Annotated in this window: 27 protein-coding genes and 1 tRNA gene; 17 read left to right on the plus strand and 11 right to left on the minus strand. The window is 56.9% G+C overall.

The genetic code is table 11. From position 1 onward, the window contains the following. Positions 1-19: 19 nt before the first annotated feature. Positions 20-946 carry a LysR substrate-binding domain-containing protein gene (locus MED193_RS07890; RefSeq protein WP_009809164.1) on the plus strand — a complete coding sequence of 309 codons (927 nt, stop codon included), beginning with the start codon at positions 20-22 and terminating at the stop codon, positions 944-946. On the opposite strand, the gene MED193_RS07895 is transcribed toward MED193_RS07890, so the two are convergent. Together MED193_RS07895 and MED193_RS07900 are read right to left on the minus strand one after the other, a co-directional pair. Then, positions 936-2,216, minus strand: a complete 1,281-nt coding sequence (locus MED193_RS07895; protein WP_009809165.1) for a ribulose-bisphosphate carboxylase large subunit family protein — start codon at positions 2,214-2,216, stop codon at positions 936-938. The two genes, MED193_RS07890 and MED193_RS07895, sit on opposite strands and share 11 nt — an antisense overlap. Further along, positions 2,213-2,434: a nucleotide-binding domain containing protein gene (locus MED193_RS07900; protein WP_039966012.1), complete on the minus strand. Its 222-nt coding sequence runs from the start codon at positions 2,432-2,434 to the stop codon at positions 2,213-2,215. Before MED193_RS07900 ends, MED193_RS07895 begins: the two co-directional genes overlap by 4 nt. A gap of 216 nt (positions 2,435-2,650) precedes the next feature. Here MED193_RS07900 and MED193_RS23390 point away from each other — a divergent pair, with 216 nt between their 5' ends. The 8 genes from MED193_RS23390 to MED193_RS07935 all read left to right on the plus strand — a co-directional run bounded on the left by MED193_RS23390 (position 2,651) and on the right by MED193_RS07935 (position 8,304). After that, positions 2,651-3,157, plus strand: coding sequence for a DUF3102 domain-containing protein (locus tag MED193_RS23390; RefSeq protein ID WP_039966013.1), 507 nt, complete (start codon positions 2,651-2,653; stop codon positions 3,155-3,157). 423 nt (positions 3,158-3,580) lie between these two features. Continuing rightward, positions 3,581-3,739 carry a hypothetical protein gene (locus tag MED193_RS22910; RefSeq protein WP_009809168.1) on the plus strand — a complete coding sequence of 53 codons (159 nt, stop codon included), beginning with the start codon at positions 3,581-3,583 and terminating at the stop codon, positions 3,737-3,739. Between the two features lie 134 nt (positions 3,740-3,873). After that, the gene (locus MED193_RS07910; protein ID WP_009809169.1) at positions 3,874-4,434 is read left to right on the plus strand and encodes a recombinase family protein; all 561 of its coding nucleotides are present in this window, start codon (positions 3,874-3,876) and stop codon (positions 4,432-4,434) included. 358 nt (positions 4,435-4,792) lie between these two features. Further along, positions 4,793-5,572, plus strand: a complete 780-nt coding sequence (locus tag MED193_RS07915) for a hypothetical protein (RefSeq protein ID WP_009809170.1) — start codon at positions 4,793-4,795, stop codon at positions 5,570-5,572. A gap of 515 nt (positions 5,573-6,087) precedes the next feature. After that, on the plus strand, positions 6,088-6,486 hold the full coding sequence (locus MED193_RS07920) for a hypothetical protein (RefSeq protein ID WP_009809172.1): 399 nt from the start codon (positions 6,088-6,090) through the stop codon (positions 6,484-6,486). Between the two features lie 34 nt (positions 6,487-6,520). Further along, positions 6,521-7,507: a hypothetical protein gene (locus MED193_RS07925; RefSeq protein WP_009809173.1), complete on the plus strand. Its 987-nt coding sequence runs from the start codon at positions 6,521-6,523 to the stop codon at positions 7,505-7,507. Positions 7,508-7,594: 87 nt separating this feature from the next. Further along, positions 7,595-7,855 (plus strand): hypothetical protein, encoded by a 261-nt coding sequence (locus MED193_RS07930; protein ID WP_009809174.1) that lies wholly within the window; start codon positions 7,595-7,597, stop codon positions 7,853-7,855. Then, a complete protein-coding gene (locus MED193_RS07935; RefSeq protein ID WP_009809175.1) occupies positions 7,852-8,304 on the plus strand; it encodes a BRO family protein in 453 nt (150 codons plus the stop codon). Before MED193_RS07930 ends, MED193_RS07935 begins: the two co-directional genes overlap by 4 nt. Here MED193_RS07935 and MED193_RS22560 read toward each other — a convergent pair. The 3 genes from MED193_RS22560 to MED193_RS07950 all read right to left on the minus strand — a co-directional run bounded on the left by MED193_RS22560 (position 8,265) and on the right by MED193_RS07950 (position 10,580). After that, a complete protein-coding gene (locus tag MED193_RS22560; protein WP_083790468.1) occupies positions 8,265-9,623 on the minus strand; it encodes a tyrosine-type recombinase/integrase in 1,359 nt (452 codons plus the stop codon). The genes MED193_RS07935 and MED193_RS22560 overlap by 40 nt on opposite strands. Positions 9,624-9,714: 91 nt before the next feature. Further along, positions 9,715-9,790: transfer RNA gene (locus MED193_RS07945), tRNA-Thr, on the minus strand. A gap of 370 nt (positions 9,791-10,160) precedes the next feature. Continuing rightward, complete coding sequence (locus MED193_RS07950; protein WP_254655442.1) at positions 10,161-10,580, minus strand: hypothetical protein; 420 nt, start codon at positions 10,578-10,580, stop codon at positions 10,161-10,163. A 157-nt stretch (positions 10,581-10,737) separates the two neighbouring features. On the opposite strand from MED193_RS07950, the gene MED193_RS07955 reads away from it, so the two are divergent. From MED193_RS07955 to MED193_RS22280, 3 genes are all read left to right on the plus strand, one after another. Further along, positions 10,738-11,727 (plus strand): hypothetical protein, encoded by a 990-nt coding sequence (locus MED193_RS07955; RefSeq protein WP_009809178.1) that lies wholly within the window; start codon positions 10,738-10,740, stop codon positions 11,725-11,727. A gap of 187 nt (positions 11,728-11,914) precedes the next feature. Then, positions 11,915-13,207 carry an O-acetylhomoserine aminocarboxypropyltransferase/cysteine synthase family protein gene (locus tag MED193_RS07960; protein WP_009809179.1) on the plus strand — a complete coding sequence of 431 codons (1,293 nt, stop codon included), beginning with the start codon at positions 11,915-11,917 and terminating at the stop codon, positions 13,205-13,207. A 158-nt stretch (positions 13,208-13,365) separates the two neighbouring features. Beyond that, complete coding sequence (locus MED193_RS22280; protein WP_009809180.1) at positions 13,366-13,890, plus strand: DUF922 domain-containing protein; 525 nt, start codon at positions 13,366-13,368, stop codon at positions 13,888-13,890. A 62-nt stretch (positions 13,891-13,952) separates the two neighbouring features. Here the strand turns inward: MED193_RS22280 and MED193_RS07970 are convergent, their stop codons facing one another. After that, entirely contained in the window at positions 13,953-14,672 is a 720-nt protein-coding gene (locus MED193_RS07970) for an SIMPL domain-containing protein (protein WP_009809181.1), read from the minus strand. Positions 14,673-14,845: 173 nt separating this feature from the next. Here MED193_RS07970 and MED193_RS07975 point away from each other — a divergent pair, with 173 nt between their 5' ends. Further along, complete coding sequence (locus MED193_RS07975; RefSeq protein ID WP_009809182.1) at positions 14,846-17,476, plus strand: hypothetical protein; 2,631 nt, start codon at positions 14,846-14,848, stop codon at positions 17,474-17,476. A 160-nt stretch (positions 17,477-17,636) separates the two neighbouring features. On the opposite strand, the gene hppD is transcribed toward MED193_RS07975, so the two are convergent. Further along, a complete protein-coding gene (gene hppD, locus MED193_RS07980) occupies positions 17,637-18,737 on the minus strand; it encodes a 4-hydroxyphenylpyruvate dioxygenase (protein ID WP_039966015.1) in 1,101 nt (366 codons plus the stop codon). A 158-nt stretch (positions 18,738-18,895) separates the two neighbouring features. On the opposite strand from hppD, the gene MED193_RS07985 reads away from it, so the two are divergent. From MED193_RS07985 to MED193_RS07995, 3 genes are all read left to right on the plus strand, one after another. Then, positions 18,896-19,351 (plus strand): Lrp/AsnC family transcriptional regulator, encoded by a 456-nt coding sequence (locus MED193_RS07985; RefSeq protein ID WP_009809184.1) that lies wholly within the window; start codon positions 18,896-18,898, stop codon positions 19,349-19,351. A gap of 62 nt (positions 19,352-19,413) precedes the next feature. Then, positions 19,414-20,634, plus strand: a complete 1,221-nt coding sequence (locus MED193_RS07990; protein WP_009809185.1) for a PAS domain-containing protein — start codon at positions 19,414-19,416, stop codon at positions 20,632-20,634. A 199-nt stretch (positions 20,635-20,833) separates the two neighbouring features. Continuing rightward, complete coding sequence (locus tag MED193_RS07995) at positions 20,834-22,711, plus strand: cation:proton antiporter (RefSeq protein WP_009809186.1); 1,878 nt, start codon at positions 20,834-20,836, stop codon at positions 22,709-22,711. A 99-nt stretch (positions 22,712-22,810) separates the two neighbouring features. On the opposite strand, the gene cobT is transcribed toward MED193_RS07995, so the two are convergent. Continuing rightward, positions 22,811-23,827 (minus strand): nicotinate-nucleotide--dimethylbenzimidazole phosphoribosyltransferase, encoded by a 1,017-nt coding sequence (gene cobT, locus MED193_RS08000; protein ID WP_009809187.1) that lies wholly within the window; start codon positions 23,825-23,827, stop codon positions 22,811-22,813. 100 nt (positions 23,828-23,927) lie between these two features. On the opposite strand from cobT, the gene MED193_RS08005 reads away from it, so the two are divergent. Next, a complete protein-coding gene (locus MED193_RS08005; RefSeq protein WP_009809188.1) occupies positions 23,928-24,686 on the plus strand; it encodes an adenosylcobinamide-GDP ribazoletransferase in 759 nt (252 codons plus the stop codon). A gap of 83 nt (positions 24,687-24,769) precedes the next feature. On the opposite strand, the gene MED193_RS08010 is transcribed toward MED193_RS08005, so the two are convergent. From MED193_RS08010 to MED193_RS08020, 3 genes are all read right to left on the minus strand, one after another. Further along, positions 24,770-25,282, minus strand: a complete 513-nt coding sequence (locus MED193_RS08010) for a CarD family transcriptional regulator (RefSeq protein WP_009809189.1) — start codon at positions 25,280-25,282, stop codon at positions 24,770-24,772. Between the two features lie 345 nt (positions 25,283-25,627). Next, entirely contained in the window at positions 25,628-25,966 is a 339-nt protein-coding gene (gene fdxA, locus MED193_RS08015; protein WP_009809190.1) for a ferredoxin FdxA, read from the minus strand. A 64-nt stretch (positions 25,967-26,030) separates the two neighbouring features. Continuing rightward, positions 26,031-26,405: an RNA-binding S4 domain-containing protein gene (locus tag MED193_RS08020; RefSeq protein WP_009809191.1), complete on the minus strand. Its 375-nt coding sequence runs from the start codon at positions 26,403-26,405 to the stop codon at positions 26,031-26,033. Positions 26,406-26,411: the final 6 nt, after the last annotated feature.

Consider the following 26,411-nt stretch of genomic DNA (forward strand, 5'->3'; position numbering starts at 1 on the left):
TGCGCTATGAGTAAACAGCATGAGTGATATCCCCCCCTTACAATGGTTGCGTGCCTTTGAAGCGGCCTCTCGAAATGGCAACTTCGCAAGCGCCGCGAATGAACTCTGCCTTACTCCTGCCGCCATCAGCCATCAGGTAAGGTCGCTGGAAGAACATCTGGGCTATCAGTTGTTTTCGCGCAGAAAACGCCCGATGGAGTTGACGACAATGGGGCAGCTCTACCTGCCTTGGGTGATCAAATCTTTCGAAACCCTTCGGCTGGGCACACGGGATGTTTTCGGTGCCAGAGATACCCGCCCGGTACGGATCCGCTGCCTTCCGACCTTTGCGCAGCTTTGGCTTCTGAAAGAGCTCCCCGATTTTCGCGCCCGCTTCCCGCAGATTAAGTTACAATTGCATATGGGCACATGGGCCAGCGCGGTCCAATCGGACCAACTGGATGTTGAAATCCGGTTTGGAGATGGTGACTGGCCCGGACTGCGTTCGATCCTCATAAGCCGTGACCCAGTTGTTCCGGTCTGTCACCCGAACCTCCAGCTCGCACGGGGCGAAACGTTATTGGCGTTGAAAGACTCTCCCTTGATAGAGATCATCGGTGTCGCCGACACCTGGCATCAGTTTTTCCTGCAAGAGAACCTGTCGCCCCCAACCCAGGGCGCTGCTCTCAATGTCGACCAGAGTATCGCGGCCCTGGAGATGGCCGCAAGCGGGCTTGGGCATGCCTTGGTTTCAGGGCTGTTCGCCGCTCCCTATCTCGACGATGGCCGCCTCGTGCCCTCATTAGCGCTGGAACTGCATACAGATCACGCGATCTATGCCACCTGCCCCGAGGGTCCGGTCAGCTACGGGTGTCAGGTGTTTCTGGACTGGCTTGTTGCGCAATCTTCTTTCATGCGTCAGCAAGGATTTGGTTCAGGCGCCGCCTTGTCTGACATCAGCGCCTAGACCCGCCTGCCAGAGTGATCCGTGACCTCTGAAACGTCTCAACAGCTCCCTGCAATTCGGGGTGTTCTTTCGCGTATTGCTTAATATCGGTCCCACTGCGGGCTGCCTCTGCGGCTTGGCGTAGGGCAATGACCCCAGCAGCCGCGCCGCTCGGGTGGCTCAGAATACCGCCGCCTGCACAGAAGATAAAATCATCGTTACCCAACAGGCTCCGTGCCGGATCGATCTGCCAGATCGTTTGGCCAGACGAATAGACAGGCATCGCCAGATGTGCGGGGCCGCAATCGGCCACCGCAGTTTGGACCGAGATCGCCGATTGCGCGATCACATCGTCGGTTTCGGTGAACTTATTGGCCAAACCGTTCACGTGCAGATGATCAGCCCCGGAAAGGCGCCAAAGCTTTTGCATCACCGGAAAACTTATCCCAATGTCAGGGGAACGTGAATAGATACCCCAACCAGCGCGATGTCCGTGGATTGTCATTGAACTGCGATTGCGCAGCGCGCGCAGGCCCGTCAAACCCACGGAACTCATGCAGACCATGGCGCAGGTGCCGCCATAGGTTTCGAGAAGCTCAAGATTCCGCCACATCTGATCGATTTCATCGGTCAGGTTGAATGCATACATAACCCGCTTGCCCATCTTATCTGCGTGGGCATTGAGAACGCGGGAAACCTCCTTTACGCGCTCATCAAACGGGCAATGAGGACCGTTGGCCTGCAATTCATCGTCCTTGATAAAGTCGACGCCTGCATCCACAAGCGTTTGCACAAGGGCGGCGGTCTCCGACGGGGTCAAGCCAACGCTGGGCTTGATAATGGTCCCAATGACCGGTCCTTGATGGCCGCCCATGAACTCCCGTGTTCCTTGGGCACCGAATTGTGGACCGGGGTGATCTGTGGCGAATGCGCTTGGCAGTTGCATGTCGATGAGGCGAATGGCCGAAAGCTCTGCGAGCTCAAACAGATTGCCCGCCAAAGTGGACATTAGCGTCGGCAAGGACGTGCCAAAACTGTCCAACGACCAACTGATGGTGACTGTGCCACGCTCATAGCTTTCACCGGTCTTGCGGCAGGGAAGCGACGGTGTCGCACTGCTGCCTGTGATCTTGATGCTCTCGATACGTGCCGCAGAGCGTTCGCGCAGGGCGTCTGTTTCAGCGGCCAGTCTGGTGAAGGTGCCGGTGGATTGCTCTCCTGCCAAGACTTCCGCTGCACGCGCAACGCCCACAGGAGATTCAATATCATAGGTTGCGGTAATACGGTTCATCGGGGTCCTCCTCCGCTTCGGATCCAGCCGAAATAGTCATGGCTGCCCATCTGACCACCTTTGAGTGCAAGCTGCAGGCCGTCCATCGGCCCCTCAGCATGGGCCTGAAACAAGGCAGCGCCAGGAATGGTGGGCGCCAGCGCGGTCAGGGCGTAGATTCCCAACTGGCGCGTCGCATGGCCCGAGGTGTCGCCCCCCGAGACCACGGCTCGGCGCACGCCGCTACCCAACCTTCTGCCACTGGGGTCTAGAGTTTCCGCCTTTCACAGCATGACGGGCTGGAGTCGTCATGTGAGCTTGCCAGCAACGGTGGGCGGTCTTTGTGCTTGATAAAAAACCCGATTCACGTCGTGACAAATCAGTGACACGAGCAAAACTTCCCCAAAATTGGCGCCGACAAAAACCCCTCAACTCATTGTTTTTATGAGATTTAAATGGTGCCCCCACACAGCTTAACTCGGCATCGACCGAACCCGCTAGGGCGTTGTTTTTCAAGGGGTTTCAAGACGACGAAGTTGCGCCAGTGTCCCCGAGGGTGTGCGGAATGTGTCCCACAGAAGCAAAGCAAAGTCCAGCGCCTCGGGCGCACCGCCAAGGAAATCGCTGCGGAGATCGGGGAGATGCTGGTCGAGGTGAAACGGAAGCTGGCCCACGGGGAGTTTGGACCGTGGTGTGAGGCGAACTGCTCGTTCACTGATCGCCACGCCCGCAGATACATGGCGGTCGCGGAAGCAAAACGGACACGCATGTCCGATTTCAACTACTGCGAGAGCATCGCTGACGTGCTGGCCCTCGGGAAGCCCAAACCGGAACCCACCCCGGTCCACCGAGCGGCCACCCTCGACGACCTCCGTAGGGTGGAACGTCTGCGGGCACTGAGGGACAACCCAGCGGCGTCTCAGGGGGAGCGGGAGAGATTAGATCAACAACACCTCAGGTAATCATATTGATCACCGTAGGAGCCACCGCCTTCCGAAAAGATGACCAGCAATATTGGAATGCCGAGTAACAGTAACAAGAAAAATACTAGCTTTATCTTGTCGATTATCTGCTCTTTATTCACCTTACTCTCCGATACCTAGCCCCATATCTAAAGTTTGGCTTTGGTCACTTGGCAAGTCAACGACGAAACCACACCCTAACGCGGACCCGTTTTATTTCATCACAAAAATCTGACAGCCCGAGATATATAGAGAGGCACGCGATTTCCCCCCGTGGGGGCACCCTAACACCCCTTTAACTCCACATGCGGGAATGCTCCTTAAATGCAGCAAAAACAATAACTTGACGTTTCTTCGTGGCGCAGCCAAGTGTGATGACCGGGGGACCAAGACGGCCTCTCAATTCACCATAAGGAACCCGCCATGATCATCTTCGACATCACCTTCCGTCACCTCTCTGTCCTTGCCCAGCGCGAACCTGACGTGCGCCTCGGGGTCACCTCTGAGGGACCGGGGGAGTTCACCATTGATCTACCGTGGTGTTCGATCACCTTCACCGACCGCCGCACTGCCGGGGCCTGAATGTCCCACAGAGCAAGCTTATTTGGGGCACCTCAGTTTGAGGCAGAAAGGTGTCCCATAAGGGCCTCCTTGACAATTTGGGGCAGTTCGGCCAAAAATCCTTAGACCCTATTGGAACAGAAGGACACCCACACATGTTGATCGGATATGCCCGCACTTCGACGCTTGACCAGAAGGCAGGCCTTGAGGCCCAGCTTCGAGACCTCGCCAAGGAAGGCGTTGAGAAGGTCTTTCAGGAACAAGTCTCATCTGTGGACAAGGACAACCGTCAGAAGCTCTCAGAGGCCCTAGAATTCCTACGCGAAGGGGACACGCTGTTGGTCACCAAGTTGGACCGTCTGGCCCGCTCTGTGGCGCACCTGATGGAGGTCTTGGGGGCCATAGAGGCCAAGGGTGCCCACCTTCGCATCCTCTCCATGAATATCGACACGGGGACCGCTACGGGCAAGCTGATGCTTTCCATCATGGGCAGCGTGGCAGAGTTCGAACGGTCCATCATGTTGGAACGCCAGAGGGAGGGCATCGCCAAGGCAAAGGCGGCGGGGAAGTATACCGGCAGGAAGCCCACGGCCAAGGCCAAGACAGAGGAAGTCTTGAGGTTGCACCGGAAGGGCCTTGGGGGGACCGCTATTGCCCGCGAGGTCGGCATTGGTCGATCCAGTGTCTACCGTATCCTTGATGAGGCGGGGACTTGAGCAAGGGCACCTCATGCATTTTAACACATACTAGAGATAAGACACCCTGAGCGGTCACACCCGGCGGAGCTTTATCGGGCGCTGCCGACATTGGCTATGCGATGATGGGCGTCTTCTCTCACGACAGGTGATGTTCACTTCACTGTTGCCTCCTTGGTGCCCGCCTCGGTGACCTCTCAGGTTGCCGGGGTGGTTCTCTTTTGGCGCATGCCTTCGGAGGGGTGCAGACAATGGTTTTCATAGTTTGTCACATCAGGCTGCTTATCCGCCCGTCAGACACCCAGACCCGGTGACGGTTACCGAGATACCCGCCAATAAATAGCCGCCATTACCCTTATAGTTTAAGAAAGGACCAAGCATGGACGAATGCGTCGATGATGTTGGTGACGCTTTGTTCACTGACGATTATGAACACGCTGTTACTGTGTATACCGACTTGAGTGGCAACAGGAATGTCGATTTCATCAAGACCAATGGAAACCTATGGCTGTCTGCGTCTGCTGTGATCGAAATGGTCGGCTTGAATGCTAAGGACACCAAGCACACTGGAAGACTGCTAGCGCGACTTGACCATCCTGACATCATCAAGATCAAAGATACCCCGTTCAGGTTCACCGATGGCCGACGTAATCGCGGTTCTTTGGTCAGCCCAAGGGCAGTCAAGGTCTTGGCCGACGGGAAGACGGGTGACTTCAATCCGATCATGGCTACCAACTTTGTTGATTGGCTGAATGAACATCTGCTTGCTGGACAGGATATGGACCATTGGTCTCCCGCGAAGCGAAAGATCGAGCGCACAGAACCAGTCTTCCGAAAGGTCACTCACGAAAAACCTCATGACCACCCAGAGTTGGACCCCTTGCGGCCTGTGGGCCGTTACTTACCGCTGACCAATGTGCCCCCTCTTCAAGTTGACGAGGTAGAGTTCTGCCTTTGTTGTGATGAAAGAACTGGTCTCGGCAAATGCTGGTGCCGTGGAAAGGGCGGAATCAAAACATACACGCAACAGCAGGTCGAACTCTGTGATCACCATGACAGCGTGATTGATGAAGATGATGTCTTCGAGTTGACCACTCAAATCGTGACCACCACGCGAATTAAGACTGTGTCTGTCCCGATGACACTCACCACCGCTTAATACACTCCTTCAAAGCCCACCCTAACGCGCTCCCTCAGTTCACCTGACGGGGGTTTTTTCTGTTTCTACGAAAGAACATCGCCATGCCAGAATATGTGTATACTCCCCCCGGTTTCGATACTTGGGCTGATGCAGACGCCACAGTCTACACAAAACCACCACGGTCAGAACGACCAAAAAATCACAAGAGAAACATCCCAGTTTGCCCTGATGACTACGTCCTCGAAGAGATCGAAAGACGCTTTCGCATCGAGGGAGAACACGTCCGTGCCAACTACGACTACGGCTCCCGTCGCAAGGTGAAGAAAGACGAGATCGTCGGCACCTTCGCTCACGACGGTCGATGCGCAGTCTCCGTCTATCGTCGCCGCGTCCTGCTATCTCATGTCGCTTGGTTCCTGTCACGAGGTCACTGGCCCCGTGGCCGCGTCTTCTACGTCGATGGCAACTACCGCAACCACTCCCCCAACAATCTCACATACGCGTAAGTAACACCTGCGCCGAAAGGAATCCACATGACCACCAATCTCTACACCCGCCCCATAGGCTCCAAGGCCACGGCTCTTGGCGAACGCAACCGGACCCGCTGGTCTCGCGTCATGCGCAATCGGCTGTTCGATCTGGTCCGACCAATGGAGTTCATGGCCGCTGAAGAAACCGCCATCACTGATGCTGTCCACCATCAACGGAGAGCCTCAAACAGATACCCTTGGCAGGACCGCCCGACGTGGGTCACGACCCGCATTCGCACAGACCAGATGGCAGCCTTGGACATGCTCCAGAGGCGACACCTCCAGACCACTGGAAAGGAAATCTCCAAGGCTGAAGTTCTGGCTGCCCTCATGGCATCTGGCCTCGAAACCATCATCAACCACGAAGACTTTGGCGGCACCAACGCCCCCTTATCCAACTGACGCCAAACTAAATCTCAATAGAAGGAACATCATCATGACAAACTGGATTACCGCGACAGGCGCAGAAGAAACGCCTGCATCGAACCTCCACAATAACGACCTGCCTTCAGCAATCCGCTCAGAAGTCGGCAACGGGGGTGGCTGGGAAAGCGCAGGCAATGGGCAGACGGCCAGCAACCCCTCTATCAGCTATCAAGCCCGCCCTAACGATGATGAAAGCGGGGGCCTTATGGCGACCGTCCGGTCACATGCAGGCAGCCCCATCATGGGCCGTAGCCCCCGTGGCAGCGATATAATCAAAGTGCAGGGAATGGGGGTCTCGCTAAACGTGGCAGCGAATATGGGTCTTGTGAACCGCAATCCCGATGGCAGCTTTTCCGAAAAGGTTGCACCCGCAACAATGAAAGACCCGGCAGCCGAAGCGATATCAAAGGCACCGGCAACGGCAGAGGCCAAAGGAAAGACCGAAGGTGAACCCGAGGGGGTCTCTTTCGGGGATGCTGGGGACGCCGCTATGGCTGACCTACTGGCGGGGCAGAACCCCGGTGAACTGTTCAAGACCGTGGATAGCGTCCTGCACTATGGTGACGTGGATAAGGCCACCATCGGGCGCATGGCGTCGAAGGCGGGCATTGAACCCGAAGCGATGGAAGCGCAAGTCATGGAGGTATGGCAGGGTGCCCATGATGCTGCCACAGACTTCATGGTTGATGCGGGCATCGAGAATGGGGACGCATTCCAAGCCTTCGTCACCTCCAACCCGCAGCTTCGGTCCGACATGATGGAGGCGGCGCGGAATTACTTCGTCCACCATAAGACAGAGGGCCTACAGACGATGGCAGACGCTTACCTCCCACAGATGGACCGTTACGAAACCTCAAGGGTCCGCGATATGCTGACCGATGCGGGTTACCAGTTTGCTGACAAACCCGGCGGCGGCCTGTTCGTCATGGTCAACGGAACGCCCGTTTCTTGGGAGGTTGCCGTGAAACAGAAGATCGTCACCTTTTCACGCGGCTGACCCCGCACAGAACAAGCCCCTTTCCACCACCAGCCTTCTAGGCGACGGAAGGGGGCACCCCTAACAATCACCGATAGGAACCAGACCATGTCCAACGTCCCATACCGCCCCGTTGTCACTGAGGGTGACCCAAAGCAGAAACCCGCAGGATGCAACATCACGCAGCCCTCGGGTAACTTCTCAGTCAATATGCCCAGCGCCGCTCAGATTGCCGCGAAGGGTCAGGATACATACACTGCCCATCATGCCCAGCAAGAGGCATGGCGAAAGGCAACCGAACGGCGTGAGATTGAGAAACAGCAGCCACAACCCAAGGGCCGGATGCTGAGGCCAGACCAGATCGCATGACCCGCTACGGGGTGCCCTTCATACCGCCCGAGCCAGCACCAGCGACAGCGCCTGCGAGGGTGGAACCGGAAGGGGAGCCTGAGGTCAGCACCTACGACTTCAACGGGCTGTCCCTGCGGGTTGTCCAGATCGACGGTGAGCCGTGGTTCGTGGCGATTGACGCCCTCAAGACCCTCGGCATCAGTAGACACGGTGGCGTCCTTAACCCGCTGAACGAGGACGAGAAGACCATGAGAGGTCGAACCTCACTTGGTCTGGGTCACGGACGCCCCATCAACCTCATCAGTGAGAGTGGCCTCTACAAGCTGATCACCCGCAGCGACAAGCCGGAAGCCAAGCCCTTCCAAGAGTGGGTGACCCGCGACGTGCTGCCCTCAGTCCGTCTGACGACGATCAGGAAGACAGGGAGCTACAGTTTGACGGACAGTGCCCTTTCCATGGCCTCATAGGCAGCCTTCAAGCGCACCTCACTGCCCCCATAAACACGGTCCCCAAGGCCCCCGAGGGCATGCCCGAGTATGCGGTTTTCGTCGCGTTGATCGACGCCAGCGGCAACCAAGCAGTCCTTCATGTTGTGACGGAGGGAATAGACCACGTGACGCGGGTTCTTGGTCACGGTGCGTAGGTGTTTCATCAGGGCCTGAGAAACCGCGTCGGGGCCAGCCTCACGGGCATACTTGGGGAATAGCATGGTCTGGCCTTTGGCAAGCTCTAGGGCTTCCTTGGTGGCAACCAGAGCATCGCCGACAAGGGGAACCTGACGGATAGACACCTTGGTTTTGACGCGGCGGTCTTCATGCCAGCGAACCCATATGTGTGGATATGTGTGGTCGACAATCACGTCTTCGACACGCAGACCAACCACCTCAGCGCCACGGCAACCAGTGCCCGCCAGAATGCGCCATATGAGGCCAAGTTCGGGCGACTTGAGCTTGACCCTCAGGCGGTCACTCATGGCACCTAAAATGGCCTCTGGTAGCGGGTCACGGCGCTCCCATTCTGTCTCGGGTGCTGCCCGCATGTCGTCAGACATTCGCAAGCCGTTGAAGGGGTTCTTAGCTTTGCCCTCAAGGTCAAACTCCACAATAGCAAGTGACACCATCGACCGGACCACATTCATTTGCCGGTCCACAGTAGCCACGGAGACCAGCTTTCCCTTTTTCCCGGCGGCGGGTTTGTTAACCATGTGGTCTCTCAACTTGCGCCCGTGTTCCCGCTTTAGGTCCACCAAGGCCAACTTATCGAGTGACCCCAGCGCCCCCTCTATCTGGCGACAGACCCGGTCAAGGAAGGCCCGCTTATTGCGCCCCGGATTGGCCCCGTGCTTTTCTTCCTCATACATACGCTTAGCGTCCAGCAACGTGACCGGGGGTTCTTCGGACTGAGGGGCAGACACCGCCTTGACCAACACAGGGTCGGCTTTCCGATGGTGTAGATCATCGGCCAAGACCCCCCGCTTGTCGTCTTCATTCATGCCCGTGGCCGTCATGGCCTCTAGGGCCTCCTCAGCTTGCCGTAGGGCGTCCTTCCAGTGTTCCAGAGGGGACAACCCCCCGCTACCCCCGGTTGCTTTCGCAACGGCCATGTCAAAGGCCCTGACGTGTTTCTCTTGCTCTTGCATTAAGGCGGCACCCTCGCGGGCCTTCATGGGAACCTGATAAAAGGTATCCCCGAGGGCTAGCGCCACGGCCTTGGGATAGCGGCGACGGAATCGCTTTCGCCCCCCGGACAGTTCATCAACATACTTGAGCTTCATCATCACGACCATTGTTGTGTCCTCAAAGTGACCAGAAAAGTGTCTCGGGGAGGACGCTATCGCCTTGATATACTTGAAAAACAGGCCGCTAAGCAAGCGGTAATGGTGCCCCCACACGGACTCGAACCGCGGACCTACTGATTACAAATCAGTTGCTCTACCAGCTGAGCTATAGGGGCACTGTTACCGAACACTGACAACGACAGATCACTATGTTGTCGCTTCCGTATTTCTGCGACCTTCTACACCAAACAGATCCGTTTGCAAGACCTCAGTAAGAAGAAATTTGCTCCAAATGAAATCTAGTGCCTCGCCCCCACTTTTTATGTGATTTTGATCGCACAGAGCCAATGACCTCGTGAGCGACGTGACGAGTTAACCGCTGGTTCTTGATCGGCAAAACTGACGCTTGGTGCATCCTTTGTCCAGGAAGACCATGAAACCTCAGGGCCACATGAGGACAGCTCCAAGCCCGGCCTGTCACCGCGCGTTCGGAAGCAACTTTGGCCCCATATCGTACGAGATCGACCGTCCAGAAACCTATGTGAGCTATGGTGATATCGGCTGCCCTGACCGGTCGACCCGGAGAGTTTCCATGGTGCGGTCGTCGTAAAAAACGTCAATGGTGATCTGCTGGATAGAGCCCAACGGGAAGACCCCGTATGGCAACCCATCCTCTGGAAGGATCGCGTTGGGGGCCGCCTGATCTTCGTGGCAGGGGGGCATCGGCCAAATCACCGGCACAGCCCCGTTGATGCCAATGCGCATACCGTCCAACCCGCAACGCCAGGACCACAAATGGGTCACATAGAGGAGATCCTGTCCCTCATATTCCCGCACCGACACCCAATTCGCCCGCGTTGCCGCCAAAATGGGCTTTACCTCGGCAGCGGTGGTAAAGGGCGCGGCCTGCCCCCAGCTCGGCAATAGCGCCAACCCAAACATTAGAACAGATAGTCTTCTCGACATAGCCAAGTCCTCACCAATACTGATACATACAAGTCGCGCCCTGCGAGGTCAGCGCATACAACAAACGGTTTGCCTTTTGACCCAGACAGGTTTCGAATATAGACCCTAGGATACCCAAGCCCCATCCGCTCGCAAGAGGCGGAAGACAGGAAACCTAATGGCGCAGCAGTCTTTTAACGTCATGATCATCGGTCAGGCAGGTCGCCTGCAATATGAGGCACTGCTGTTTGCCGCTTCCCTGCGCCACAGCTCACCGGGGTTTTCTGGACGCCTGTTTGTTGCCGTGCCGCAACCGGGCCCGCTTTGGCAAAAAGATCCCAGCATTCACAATGCAGGCGTGTTAGAAGCCCTAGCGCGTCTGAATGTCGAAATCCTGCCATTTGAAAGCAAGCTCTTTGGCCAGGCCTACCCCTATGGCAATAAGATCGAGGCCCTTCACGCCCTGCCCGAAGGGGAGCCTTTTGTTTTCTTTGACAGCGACACCCTGATCACCGGCGACCTCAGTGAGGTGCCGTTTGATTTCAATCGCCCTTCGGCCTCGCTGCGTCGCGAAGGTACATGGCCCAAGCCAACGCTCTATGGTCCGGGTTATGGCGAGATCTGGCGCTCCCTTTACGAACGGTTTGGCCTGGACATGGATCCAACCTTGGATCTGGAGCAGCCCGACGAATTTTGGAAACGCTACCTCTATTTCAATGCCGGCTTTTTCTATGGCGCCTGCCCGCGCGCTTTTGGCAAACGCTTTGCGGTCTATGCCCAGTCCATTCAGAAAGATCCCCCGGTCGAGCTGGTCGGCCAATCGCTGGACCCCTGGCTGGACCAAGTCGCATTGCCCTTGGTGATCCACTCCTTTGGCGGGGGCCGGGATGCACTACCGTCTGGCTTCCTAGACGGAGAGACCAGCTGTCATTACCGGCTGTTTCCGCTGCTCTATGCCCGCGAAAGCGACAAGGTGATTGAGCTGCTGGAAGAAGTTGCGGCGCCAAATTGGCTGAAAAAAGTCCTGAAGACCTATGAGCCGATCAAACGTCTGGTCTATCAAAATCGCGGTGCACGGGTGCGGGCACTGTTTGATCAAGACCACCTCCCCCGCCGCGAGCAGGCCATTCGCAACAAGATCAAGTCCGAAGGGCTATGGATCCGCTAGGGACCGCTCCCCTTGCCGACCGCATCCCTGCCCCCTGAACAGACACAGGCAGGGCTCGGGTTGGGGAAACCTTCCCATCTGCAGCTCTTAACGGGCTTGATTTTTCCGATTTTCCAGCCCCGCGTTGTACCCACGGGCAAGCTGTCCTAAACATTTGCCAAGAGAATTGATTAAGGGAGAAAACCAAATGACTGATGCACCTGCCTACGGCTTTGACACGTTGCAAATCCATGCTGGCGCCAAGCCTGATCCAGCCACTGGCGCGCGCCAAACGCCGATCTATCAAACAACCGGCTATGTGTTCCGCGATGCAGACCATGCCGCCGCCCTGTTCAATCTGCAGGAAGTTGGCTTTATCTATTCCCGCCTGACCAACCCCACCGTCGCCGTGTTGCAAGAACGCCTAGCCACGCTGGAAGGTGGTGTTGGCGCGGTGTGCTGCTCCTCCGGTCATGCAGCGCAGATCATGGCGCTGTTCCCTCTGATGACTCCTGGTTGCAATGTGGTTGCCTCGACCCGGCTCTATGGCGGCACCGTCACGCAGTTCAGCCAGACCATTAAGCGCTTTGGCTGGTCGGCGAAATTTGTCGATACCGATGATCTCGACGCTGTTGCTGCCGCCATTGATGAAAACACCCGCGCGGTTTTCTGCGAATCCGTCGCCAACCCAGGCGGCTACGTGACCGATGTGCGCGCGCTGGCCGATGTGGCGGATGCCGCAGGGGTGCCGCTGATCGTCGATAACACCACCGCTACGCCCTATCTGTGCAATCCGATTTCGCAGGGGGCCACTTTGGTTGTGCATTCCACCACCAAATACCTCACCGGAAATGGCACCGTCACTGGCGGCGTAGTGGTCGACAGCGGCAAGTTTGACTGGTCTGCCAGCGACAAATTCCCATCGCTTTCGGCCCCAGAGCCCGCCTACCACGGTCTCAAATTCCACGAAACCTTTGGCGGCCTCGCCTTTACCTTTCATGGGATTGCCATTGGCCTGCGTGACCTGGGCATGACCATGAACCCGCAGGCGGCGCATTACACCTTGCTGGGAGTCGAAACCCTGTCCCTACGGATGCAGCGCCATTGTGAAAATGCCATGACCGTCGCCAAATGGCTCGAGCAGGACGCGCGCATCGACTACGTGACCTACGCTGGTCTGGAAAGCTCCCCCTATTTTGAGCGCGCGCAGGCCTGCTACCCCAAGGGTACCAGCGGCCTATTCACCTTTGCGGTGAAGGGCGGTTATGACGCCTGCATCCAACTGGTGGATTCTCTGGAAATCTTCAGCCATGTGGCCAATCTGGGCGACACCCGTTCGCTGATCATCCACTCAGCCTCCACCACCCACCGCCAGCTATCACCGGAACAGCAAGAGGCCGCCGGCGCAGGCGCCAATGTGGTACGGGTTTCCATTGGTCTGGAAGATCCTGCCGACTTGATCCGAGATCTGGACCAGGCCCTGACCAAAGCCTGCAGCTGAATCTGAGAACCCATGCTTGAGAACAAGAATAAGGCCGGGCAATTGCCCGGCCTTATTGCCCACAAATATCCAAGATTGCAGCACTTAACAAAATTCAATCACTGATTGTTCGCCCAACATGAATCACAGTCCCAACAGTTTTTCTGTGAGGATCCTGTATGCGAGTGCGCCTGATCAAAAGGGTCTTCCGTTTTGTCGCAATAGCCTGCCTGTCTTCTGCGCTGATCTGGGGACTGGCTATTGGATATTTTGCCAGCCGGGGTCCCACCCTGATCAAAGAGGTTGAATTCTATGATGTTGATGGGCTGACCACAAACGTACTGAAAGAGCAGATTCATCCGGTTGAGCTTTCTGGTTATTCGGCGCTAACCTATATGACCCTCACCTGGAACGCGCTTTGTCAGGTGGAACTCCACTCTACCATCACCCTGCCCCGACATACGCGCCTACAGGACCTAGGCGAATTGCAGCAGAAAAGCTGGAAACGCTATCTCGCCGCCCTGCGCCGCCACGAGTACACCCACCAATATCATGGTGAGAGAGCAGCCAAAGAAGTGGCCGCAAATTTTTGTATTGGCGGGCATTACATCCTTGGCTACTGGATGGCCCAGACCGAAATATTTGACCACAAAACCCGTCACGGTGCCAAAGACGGGGTGAGACTGGACCTTTGGACACAGTAGCCCTGCTGAACAGGTCCGATGCCACTAAGGCAACCTAGCACCCCGATCTGGCGTGATACCATTTACTTCTGGGCGGGCACCACCAGGTCAAACACCACCTGCACACTGTGCGAAAAGCTCAGCTCGCCTGACTCAATGGGCATCGCGCTGCTGCGCGCCATCTCCATCGCCATCACTGGCCGCCCTCCGCCCTGATGCAAATCAGTGATGGAGCGCACGGGTCCCAGCGTAACCCCCGCGGCCTCTGCCAGGATTTGCGCCTTATGGCGGGCATCCGCCACGGCATTTGCGCGCATCTGGTCCTGCAGCTCCGCCTGATCCGTCACATCAAAGCGCAGCCCCTGGAACTGATTGGCCCCTGCCCGCAGCACCCGGTCAAGCACCTCGCCCAACTGATCAAGGTCGCGCACCCGCAGATTCACCGTGTTGGAGGCAGAAAATCCCGTGATTCTACGCTGATCCGAACCGCTGCTTATTCCGCTATTAGACCAGACCGGATGCAAGGAGATCTGCTGGGTCTGCAGATCTTTTGCCGCGATCCCAACCGCGCGAAGCTCTTGTACGACAGCGGACATATCTTCGGAGACAAGTGCCATGGCTTCGCTGGCTTCTTTAGCCTCTTTGGTCACCCCCAAAGTGATCACAGCCAGATCCGGTGACACCTCGACCCGGCCCTCGCCGCTGACCTGGATCTGACGCTCTGCGCTGGTCTCCGCACGCAAAGCTGTGCCAAAGGTCAGCGCCATCGCCAGGGCTGTTACCAAAACTGTCTTTGTTTTCATCGTTAAGTCTCCTTTGCCTTGCCTCTAGATGGGGATGGCAGATCGCCGCTGACAAGGGGAATACGCGCTCTTTTCCTTTCACTCGGCGAAGTCCTGCTTTATGGTCCGCTCTGACGGCCTGATAGGACTCCTCGCGGTCCGGGCACTTAAGATTTGGATGGTTTGACCGCATTATGAAACCGGGGTTTGCTCTTTCTCTCTCCGCAGAGGGTATTGTTTTGCTGCACCGCGCAGCCGGCGGCTGGCGCAATGTCGGTTCTGTGGCGCTGGACAGTGATGATTTGTCAGGCCAACTGGCTGCCCTAAAGGCCAAGGGAGATACGCTGGAACCAAACGGGCAGTGCAAACTGATCATCCCCAATGATCAGATCCGCTATCTGACAATTGAAACTGGCATTTCAGATCAGGAAAGCCGTCGGCGCCTGGCGCGCGCTGCGCTAGAAGGCGCTACCCCCTATGCGGTTTCTGACCTTGCTTTTGACCTCTCCGAGGACGGCAGCCAAACCCATATCGCCGCCGTCGCCTATGAGACCCTGGCCGAAGCAGAGAGCTTTGCGGTGGAAAACGGATTTACCCCTGCTTCCTTTGTGGCAACCCCTGGCGAAACAGGCTTTCTGGGAGAACCCTTTTTTGGCGCGGCCCCCTCTCTGGGCGATGTGGAGATCACGCCAGATGGAATCGCGGTGGTAGACATCGGCCCCGCAGAGGTTCCAAACCCAAAACCCAACGCTAGCCCCTCAGCTGCTGGTTCAGCAAACACGGGAGGCAAGGCCTCATTACCGGGCTCGACCTCTTCGCCTGTAGAAGCTCTGCCTAAAGCGCCTGCCGCTTCGTTTCCGGTCCAGGTCGAAGACCAAGTCACTGCTGTAGACGCAACAATTGAGGACAGCGGCCCAATCGCTGGCTTTAGCAGCCGCCGCCGTAAATCATCTGGAGCTGCACCCGCTTCGTCTAAGTCGCCTGCGCAGGCCACGCCCGCGCCGCAGAAGAGCGCGCCCCCCGCTGTCAGCCCTGAGGCCGCAGCCCCCGTGACGACCAAGCCTGTTCAGGCTCCCCCGGCGAAAGGCGATGGCGCTGCAAAACCTTCTGGGGCCGCAGCTGCGCCAAAGGTCGACGCAGCGATGCCCGCTGGCCCGACCCCGGCTTTGGCGCCTGAGGCGAAACCCTCAGCCAGTGCGAAACCAGCCAGTACAAACCTCGAAAATCCTGGAGCTGCCAAGGCTATTCCCCAAGCACCTGCGCCTGGCGCATCTGCGGAGCTCTCTAGAAAACCAACTGTGGTCAAAGCTCCGCCTCCGGCTGCAGTCCATCCCAAAGGACCAGCGGTCAGCGGTACAGCGGCAAAAGCCGCCAACAGTCTCACCCAAGCTGCTGAGAACAGTCAGGGCAGCAAGGGTAAGCCGCGTTTCCTGGGGCTGATCCTAACGGCTGTGCTCCTACTGGCCATGGCGGCTATCGCAGCTTTTGCACTCTTTTCTGAGGGCGGTTTGTTCTTCTCGTCCGAGCGCCCACCCGTGGAACAAACCACAGTACCTCCGCTCGATGAACCCGTTGAAGGGGAAACTGGAGCTACCGAAGAGACACCCACAACTGTGGAACAGCCTACGGCCTCTCCGCCCGATCCATCCGCCGCTGCGGATGTGCCGGTTGCCGAGGTTGAAACCGAGCCTGACAGCATCGCGCCACAGGTGAGCGCGATTCCCTCGCAGCCTGATCCAGGCGTTGTAGAGCTGAGCGATCTGGCCCTGCCTAGCGACGCCGCCTCACCCGAAACAGACAGTCAATTGGATGCAAGCACGGGTCAGCCCGTGCTTGATGCGTTAGAAGATAACGCATCACAACAGGCGGCCACTGAAGCGCTAAGCCAAGCAGCGCTTTATGCGGCAACCGGCATCTGGCAACAGGTTCCCGAGATCGCAGAGGTCCCCGCCCTGGTGTCATTGGATGACATTTACATTGCTTCGATCGACAATAGTAACCTGTCTCAGGATGCCGTCGCTCTGCCTGGAGCCCCAGAGCATGACAGCGACCCGGCGCCAGACGCGCTCAGCTCGCCAGCGGCAGCGGGCAGTGATTTTGCGCTCGACAATCGTGGCCTGGTCGCTGCAACACCAGAGGGCACCCTTAACCCTGATGGGGTTATGGTCTATCTCGGACGTCCCAGCGTAGTACCGCCGCCTACCCCTGTGCGTACCGCCCCAGAAGCCGCCAATGAGGCCGCCGAAAACGCCCGACTGGCCAGCCTGTCGCTCAAACGCCCGCGCCCGCGGCCTTCTGATCTGATGGAACGGGCCGAACGCGCGCTGCTGGGTGGTTTGAGCCGCGAAGAGCTGTCGCGCGTGCGCCCCCGTGCCCGCCCTGCCAGCCTGAAGACCGAAGAACAGGAAAGCCAGCCAGTCAGCGACTTGGCTATTGCCACTTCAACCACACCACGGGCACGGCCTGCGAACTTTGCCAATCTGGTGGATCGCGCCACTCGCCAACGTGAGGCAGCGACCGAGAACTCTGCAACAGCGGCTGCAGTTGTAGCGCCACGCTCCGTCACGCCCAGCATTCCCAGCTCCGCTTCGGTCGCGCGTCAGGCCACAGTTAAAAACGCGCTCAACCTGCGTCGCATCAACCTCATTGGAGTGTCAGGCAAACCCTCAAACAGGCAGGCCCTGGTCCTGATGCCCACAGGTCGCACCCGCCAAGTCCAGGTTGGGGACCGTCTGGATGGCGGAACCGTCGTTGCGATTAGCGACACCCAGCTACAGTACCAAAAACGCGGCACCAATACCACGTTGAGGCTTCCAAAAGACTGATAAGACAGAGCAGGCAGCAGAGGCGCCACACAGCGCCCAATCCTGCTGCGCCTTTTCCAGATTGAACGGTTGGCGCGTATACCGTGCCCAGTGCAAGACAAGAAAAAACCCGGACCTCAATGAGGTCCGGGTTCATTTATTAGAGAGTTAGAAGGCTGGATTATTCAGCGGCGTCCAACTCTCCGTTGGCGATCTGTTCCCGCTCGATAGATTCAAACAGCGCCTTAAAGTTACCTTCACCAAACCCATCATCGCCTTTGCGCTGAATGAATTCAAAGAAGATCGGGCCAATCACGGTTTTAGAGAAAATCTGCAGCAAAATCTTGGTCTCACCGCCGTCAACGACGCCCTCTCCATCAATCAGAATGCCATGTTGCTGCATCCGATCCAGCGGCTCATCATGGCCCTTTACACGGTCATGGCTCAGCTCATAATAGGCAGCAGGTGGCGCTGGCATATACGTGATGCCACGGTCGGCGATCTCATCGGTGGCGCTATAGATGTCCTCGCTTCCGACCGCGATATGCTGGATACCTTCGCCTTTGTATTTCTTAAGATAGGCAACGATCTGGCCGGTTTCACCGCGGTCTTCGTTGATCGGAATGCGGATGCGACCACAGGGAGAAGTCAGCGCCCGGCTCAGCAGGCCAGTAAACTTGCCCTCGATGTCAAAGAAACGGATTTCTTTAAAGTTGAACAGTTCGCCGTAGAACTTGAACCACTTATCCATATTGCCCTTGTAGACGTTGTGGGTGAGATGATCGAGGTAATAGAAACCCACGCCGCGCGGTTTGGACTGTTTGGTCCACTCAAATTCCGCATTATACGGCGAGGTCTCATAATACTGGTCGATGAAATAGATGAGTGAACCACCAATGCCCTTGATTGCAGGCACATCCATGGTTTTGTCGTCCCCTTCATAGGCCTCAGCACCTTTGGAGATCGCATGATCAAAGGCCTTTTGCGCATCGACAACGCGCCAGCCCATGGAGGGGGCACAGGGGCCATGTTCAGCGACAAACTTCTCTGCAAAGCTGCCCTTCTCGGCGTTGAGGATATAAGTGATATCCCCCTGCTGCCACAGCTCGATACCAGGCTTGGTCTTGTGATGCCCAACCTTCTCGTAGCCCATTTTGGTAAAAAGATCCCGCAGTTCCTGTGGCTCTGGACTGGCGAACTCTACAAATTCAAAACCATCGGTACCAGCTGGGTTCTCATCGCTGATCACTGATTTTGGGGCGTTGTGCGGAAATGGACCCATGGTGGTTTCCTCCAATAGTCGCGGGATGCGGGCTAGATTTCTGTTCGCAACCACAATAGCGCAGATCAAATGCATATTTTGCGCATAATTCACATGTATTGACTTTATTTGTGCGCATATCCCGCGCACTATTCCCAAAATACAGGAATATTCCGCACATGCTCGACACCACCGACACAAAACTTCTGGCTGCTTTGCAAAAGAATGCCCATCTCACTGCACAGGAACTGGGAGAGTTGCTCAATCTGTCGCCCAGTCAGGCCGGGCGGCGGCGCCAGCGGCTTGAGGCAGAGGGGTTTATCCAGGCCTATTGCGCCCAGCTCGATCCGGCAAAACTGGGATTGACCGTTCAGGGTTTTGTCCATGTGAATCTTGGCAGTCACGGACCAGAACAATCGCAAAGCTTTAGCCGTCTGGTCAGTACCCGCCCAGAAATCACCTCCGCCTGGACCATGACCGGAGAAGCCGACTATCTTTTGCGTGTCTATTGCCGTGACCTGCAGGCGCTCAATCAGCTTATTCATGAAATCCTATTGCCCCACCCTGCCGTCGCGCGGGTGCAAAGTCAGATCGTCATGGCGCAGCTAAAACGTGACGCACCTTTGCCGACTTAACAATAAAAGAAGGTTTCCAGTTTAGAGCTTGTCACTGAATCGTTTTGAAGTGGAGCGCTCCCTTGTCTTTTGTAGACCGTCGCATAGAAGCCCGACCCTCGACTGGTGAAGCCCCCTTCGCCCTAAATGAGGTTTTCTTTTCACGCACCGATGAGCGGGGCGTCATTCAAGCTGGGAACTATGTTTTCAAGCGCGTTGCCAATTATGAATGGGACGAACTCATCGGCGCACCCCACAAGGTGATCCGCCACCCCGATATGCCAAAAGGTGTCTTCCAACTGTTTTGGGACACGATCGGTGCTGGCGACAGCATGGGCGCCTATGTGAAGAACAAGGCCAAAGATGGCCTCTACTACTGGGTTTTTGCTGTCATTGTCCCATGCGAAGGTGGCTTTCTTTCGGCGCGAATTTCACCCAGCAGTGACCTGTTTGAAGAGATAAAAACGATCTATGCAGAAATGCGCCAGGCGGAAACCAATGATGGTATCACCCCTGAAGAAAGCGCTGAGATGATGCTCACCTGGATCCGCGACAAGGGGTTCGAAAACTATCATCAATTTGCCACCCATGCACTGAGCGAAGAGTTGATGACGCGTGATATTGGTCTGGAGCGACCAAAGGATCAAAAGATCTCGGATCTGCGCCAAATGATGTCCAATGCCGAAGTACTGGTGGGCGAAACGCAGGGCTTGGTAAAAGACTTTGATGCGATGCATACCATCCCACATAACCTGCGCGTTATCGCCTCACGTATTGAACCCTCGGGTGGACCGGTCACCGTTCTATCGCAGAACTATGGTGCCATGTCCCGCGAGATGTCTGATTGGTTTGCCGCCCATGTCATGGGGGAAAACAGCAACTTCAACACAATCAAATTGGCCGTCACCAATAGCCTCTTCGTTGAAGGGATGGCGCGGATGCTCAATGAGTGTCACGCACAGCTCAAGACCGAGCGACGCGGATTGGGCGATATTGATATGGAAGCAGAGCGCAGCATTCTCAGCGCCCTGGTCGAAGCCGAAACCGATCGCGCCCGCAAAGGTGTCGAAGAAGTGGACCAGGAAGCCGAGCGCATCATGCGCGCCTGCCAGGTCATGCATCGTCAATTCCTGGGCCTCAGCTCGACGCGTGTCCTGTGTAAGATTGAAAGCGCCCGTTTGCCAGAATCGGGTGAAACCCTTTCTGACATTATTGATCAGCTCGGCGTTTTTCAGGAGCGTATTTCACGCCGCCTGGACGATATCACCAAACTCAGCAACGAGATTCGGATGATGGAACACTAAGGCTTCTAGTTTCCCGCCTCCCAAGGAGGGAAAAAGACAATGAAAAGCGCGGCGGCATGGGGAAACCTGGCCGCCGTTTCCCATTGGCTGGGCGCGTGACCAATCCAACCAGACGGCTATCGCGGCAGCGCCAATTTGGCGCCTCCCTGTTCTGCCTAAAACCGTTGCCAAGTGGCGAAGCGCTTGCGATACCGGTTCTATGGATGCGTTTTTATATCAAGCAACAATCTACCTCGCTGCAGCAGTGATCGCTGTTCCCTTGGCAGCGCGACTGGGGCTTGGCTCCGTTCTGGGCTATCTGGCAGCAGGCATTATCATAGGTCCGGTACTGGGCCTGGTTGGTGCTGAAACCGAAAACCTGCAGCATGTCGCAGAATTTGGCGTCGTTATGATGCTGTTCCTGATCGGTTTGGAACTCGACCCGCGCGCCCTTTGGGCTATGCGGCACAAACTCATAGGGCTTGGTGGCTTACAAATCTTGCTGAGCACCTTGGCGCTGATGGTTGCAGCCCTGTTTGCCGGGGAAACCTGGCAGGTCAGCCTGGCGGTGGGCCTGACCCTGTCGCTTTCATCGACAGCTATTGTACTGCAGACCCTTTCAGAAAAGGGTCTGATGCAGACTGGCGGGGGGCGCTCCGCCTTTTCTGTGCTATTGACCCAGGATATCGCGGTAATTCCCATTCTTGCCCTGTTGCCTCTTCTCGCAATTGCTCCCGGCCCCCAAATCGGCGCGGATGGGTCAATTGATCGAGGTGATGCAGCCGCCCATCTGGCATCAGCCCATGATGGGCTCTCGTTGGTAGCCGGCCTGCCCGGATGGGCTGTAACCCTAACCACATTGGGCATGATTGGAGTCGTTGTCCTGGCTGGCATCTATCTGACCCAGCCCTTGTTCCGTTTCATCCATGCCAGCAATCTGCGCGAGATGTATACCGCACTGGCTTTGCTGATCGTCGTCGGTATTTCCTTTCTCATGACACTGGTCGGGCTGTCCCCAGCGCTTGGCGCCTTTCTCGCCGGTGTGGTTCTTGCCAACTCAGAATTCCGGCACGAATTGGAAAGCGATCTGACACCTTTCAAGGGCCTGCTGCTGGGGCTCTTTTTCATCACCGTTGGAGCGGGTATCAACTACAGACTCTTTTTAGCCAATCCGGGCGACCTGCTTGGCTTGGCTCTACTTGTCATTGTCGCCAAGGGGCTGATCCTGTTCTTTGTGGGCCGCGCGTTTGGCCTCAGACGGCGAAATCATTGGCTCTTTACCCTCAGCTTGGCCCAGGCCGGCGAATTTGGTTTTGTGTTGCTGGCGTTTTCCCGACAACAGGGTGTGATCCCCGAGGCTCTGGCTGAAAAGCTCTTGCTGGTGATTGCCCTGTCGATGCTCATCACGCCTCTCTTGTTCATTCTATATGATCTGCTGTCTCACTTTATGGGCGAGACACGCGTGGAGCATGAGCCCGATGAGATCGACGAACAGGGACCCGTGATCATCGCCGGCATTGGCCGTTTTGGGCAAATTGTAAACCGGCTGGTCCGCGCCAGCGGCTTTAAGACCATCTTATTGGACAATGACATCCGGGCTGTACAATTGATGCGGCGCTTTGGCGTCAAAAGCTTTCTGGGCGACCCCACACGGCCGGAGTTGCTCAAAGCAGCGGGGATTGCAAAGGCCCATGTGCTGGTGGTGGCGCTTGATGACCCGGAAAAAACCGTTTCAATGGTCGCCTATGTCCGCCGCACCTATCCGGATCTTCACATCATCGCGCGGGCCTATGATCGCAACCACGTGTTTGAACTGTATAAGGCAGGCGCCGATGATATCGTCCGTGAAATGTTCGACAGCTCGCTGCGGGCCGGGCGCTATGTGCTCGAAAAAATTGGCCTGAGCGAATATGAAGCTGCCCAGGCTGAACAGACCTTCTATGCCCATGATCGGCTGACTGTCCGTGAACTCGCCTCACTTTGGCAGCCCGGCGTGCCAGCCAGCGAGAACGCCGCCTATATCGCACGCGCCCGCGAATTGGAGAAAGATTTGGAAACTGCCCTTTTGGAGCTGGCAGAGAAGAAAGACAGCGCCTGACGACCAAGCGACGCCTTTCCTTGCAAGGCCAGTCCTCGCTAAAACAAAAGCCCCGAAAGTCGCTTCGGGGCTTTCTTACATCTACACATGCCACCGAAATTAGCCGTCGGAGACTCCGGCTTCCGCAAAAGTCGCCATACCACTGTGGCAGGCAATGGCCCCCTTTAGCACCTGAATAGCCAGCGCCGCACCCGAACCTTCGCCAAGGCGCAATCCCAGAGACAAGAGCGGCTCCTTACCTAGTTTCGCCAGCAAGGCAGGATGGGCATTTTCGGCACTTTGATGGCCTGCAATGGCGTGATCCAAAGCACTGTTGCAAGTGTGCTGGAGACAGGCAGCAGCAGCGCAGCAGATAAACCCATCCAGAATCACCGGGATATGCAGCAGGCGCGCTGCGGCAATGGCTCCGGCCATAGCGGCGATTTCACGCCCTCCCAGACAGGCCAATGCGTCCAGACCATCCTTGATGCCTGCGCCATGCAGCGCGCCAGCTTCGCGCACCACGCGCGTCTTATTGGCGAGCCCAGCGTCATCAACTCCGGTGCCCCGCCCTGTCCAGTCCTCTGGCTCCCCGCCGAACAGGGCAAAGGCCAGAGCCGCAGCCGGGGTCGTATTGCCAATCCCCATTTCGCCAACCACCAATAGATCTGCGGCAGGATCCACCGCCTGCCAGCCCGCTTGAAGCGCTGCCAGCAACTCTTCCTCGTTCATCGCCGGACCCATGGTAAAGTCCTGAACCGGCTTATCCAGGTCCAAGGCATGCACGTCCATACGCGCCCCGGCCAGCCTGGCCAATTGATTGATCGCAGCTCCGCCATGTTCGAAATTGATGACCATCTGCGCGGTCACTTCCGAGGGGAAGGCGGAGACACCCTGGGCTGTGACACCGTGATTGCCGGCAAATACGATAACCTGTGGTGCGGTGATTTCTGGCCGGTCCGTGCGCCGCCAGCCGCCATACCAGATGGCCAGATCTTCCAAGCGCCCCAAAGCTCCGGGGGGTTTGGTGAGCTGGCCATTGCGAGCAGCAGCCGCTGCGACAGAAGTTTGATCCGCACCAGTGGCCTGCGCCAGTTGGGAGCGAAAATCATCAAGGGAAGTTAGGGATGGCAGCATGGAAAGCCTCGTTGCATCTGGGCGGCGGACGCGCGTAAATCAGGTTTCAAACTGTTTAGCGGCTCACCGCTGCTTCGCAAGTCCCGCAAGAGGCCCACGCATGCGTAAAAACGACATATCTCTGGTGGATATCCCCCTGGCCCTGGTTTTGCTGACCCGGCTGCCCCTGCCCCGGCTATCAAAGGGCAGCTTTCAGCGGCAATCACAGGCTGTTTGGGCCTTTCCGCTGGCAGGGCTTGCCGTAACACTACCAGCCTGCCTGGCAGCGGGCTGCGCCATGACGTTGGGGCTCCCCGAAGGTCTGGCAGCTGGGCTGTTTATCTTGGTGCAGGTTCTGCTGACTGGCGCGATGCACGAAGACGGTCTGGCCGATTGTGCCGATGGGTTTTGGGGCGGATTTGACCCTGCGCGGCGTTTGGAAATAATGAAAGACAGCCAGATCGGCAGTTATGGGGTTCTGGCACTGATTATTGGCATCGGGTTTCGCTGGCAGGCGCTCCTGCTTCTTCTGGAGAGCGGAGATCTCTGGGCGCCATTGGCCCTGTCCCTGCTCAGCCGAGCGATGATGCCAGTTCTAATGAATGGGCTGCCCAATGCCCGCCAGTCCGGCCTATCGCAAAGCGTCGGCCGCCCGTCCCGGCGGGCAGTCATTCTTGGCCTTGGCCTCGCTGTTGTACTTTCACTGCTCTTGCTAGGGTTTGTCACCTTTGCCCTGGTTGCGGCGCTTGCCCTCGCTTCTCTAGGGGTTGGTCTATTGGCGCGTGTAAAAATCGGTGGGCAGACTGGCGATGTTCTGGGCGCTTGCCAGCAAGTCAGCGAAATTTCCGGGCTGTTCATCCTTGTAGCCCTGTCCAGCTAACAGGAAGCCAAGAAAGCGAAAAGCCCGTGATCAAAGGTCACGGGCTTTTGAAAAGTCTGAGCTTTCGGGCTGCTCTGGACGGATCAGGCAGCGACCCGAGAGGTCAAAACATCGCCAACCTGTTTGGCCGCGAGGATTTCATCACCACCTGCAACGGCGGCGACTTCGCGGGTCAGGCGCTCTAGCGCTGCTTCATAGAGCTGACGCTCAGAGTAGCTTTGCTCACGCTGGTCATCGGTGCGGTGCAGATCCCGCACCACTTCAGCAATGGCAATCAGATCACCAGAGTTGATCTTTTGCTCATATTCCTGTGCCCGACGGGACCACATAGCGCGTTTGACCTTGGCCTTGCCTTTGAGGGTCTTCATCGCCTGAGCGATCACATCCGGCGAGCTGAGCGAACGCATGCCCACTTCGATCGCCTTATTGGTTGGCACCCGTAACGTCATCTTGTCCTTTTCAAAGGTGATCACGAAAAGCTCCAGCGCAAAGCCGGCCACTTCCTGCTCCTCAACCGAGATGATCTGTCCCACGCCATGGGCGGGGTACACCACATATTCGTCGGGACGGAACGCGAGCTTTTTCGATTTTGTCATACAGGTCTTTCCTTGCTCTAGAGGTCGAGAGGTCCAAAGGAACCCTTCCCGACACAACAACGGCAACGCTATCGCACCCGATCTGCACAGCAGGTCGAGAGTTCAATCGTCACCGTGGGTCAACTCCCCAGGCCGCGTTCCACATCACAGATGCAACGCGAGATGGGTTTCATTTTCATATTCATCTAAAGGGGATCATATCACAAAAAGCCCCCCTCCGAAAGGCGGGGGACCTGCAGATCCAGCAAATCGCGGCCAAAAACTACCGGTTTCAGGAGGTTTTCCGGTAAAATGGCATGCGATTTTTGCCAAGAACAGGGCAAGAGGCAAAAATTGAACTAAGGATCAGCCGCCTTCGCCGGGGGCCTCAGAGAAGTATTTCTCAAGCTTACCCTCTTCGCCGTCGCGTTCTTCGGCCTCAGGCATCGGATCTTTCTTGGAGACAATGACCGGCCACATTTCCGAGTATTTCCGGTTGAACTCTACCCATTTATCCATGTCTGGCTCTGTGTCAGGACGAATGGCATCCGCGGGACATTCTGGCTCACAAACGCCACAGTCGATACATTCATCCGGATGGATCACCAGGGTGTTTTCGCCCTCATAGAAACAATCTACCGGGCACACCTCAACACAATCGGTGTATTTGCAGGCAATGCAGTTATCCGTAACGACATAGGTCATGCGGGCTTCGTCCCATTTGCTGTTTGGCCACTAGCTAATTCAGACTCGCCACTTCTTCAAGATGTCACGTGAAGTCCTGTTGCCGGGAAAGGTCAAGCACTCTGCGAGATTTCTTGTCAGGGCGCCCTTTTCCTTCAAAACGCGGATTTGCAGGCAAGATGTCCTGTTTTGGCGTCTTATCAAGATAGAGCGTTTGCGCCTCTGGGGCCGGGCCACGTCGTTCGCCGATGGCGACAACCTCGACCACGCGAATCTGTCGTCCCTGTGGAAAGGTCAGAACATCACCCGCAGTGACGTTCTGAGCCGTTTTTGTGATCTTGGAGCCATTGAGGCGAATATGCCCAGCACCGACCTGCTTGGCGGCCAGACTGCGCGTTTTGAAAAACCGCGCGTGCCAAAGCCACTTGTCGACCCGGATTTTCGCCGCCTTTGGCTCCATCCCGGG

This window comes from Roseobacter sp. MED193 (assembly GCF_000152965.1).
Lineage (GTDB): Bacteria > Pseudomonadota > Alphaproteobacteria > Rhodobacterales > Rhodobacteraceae > Pseudophaeobacter.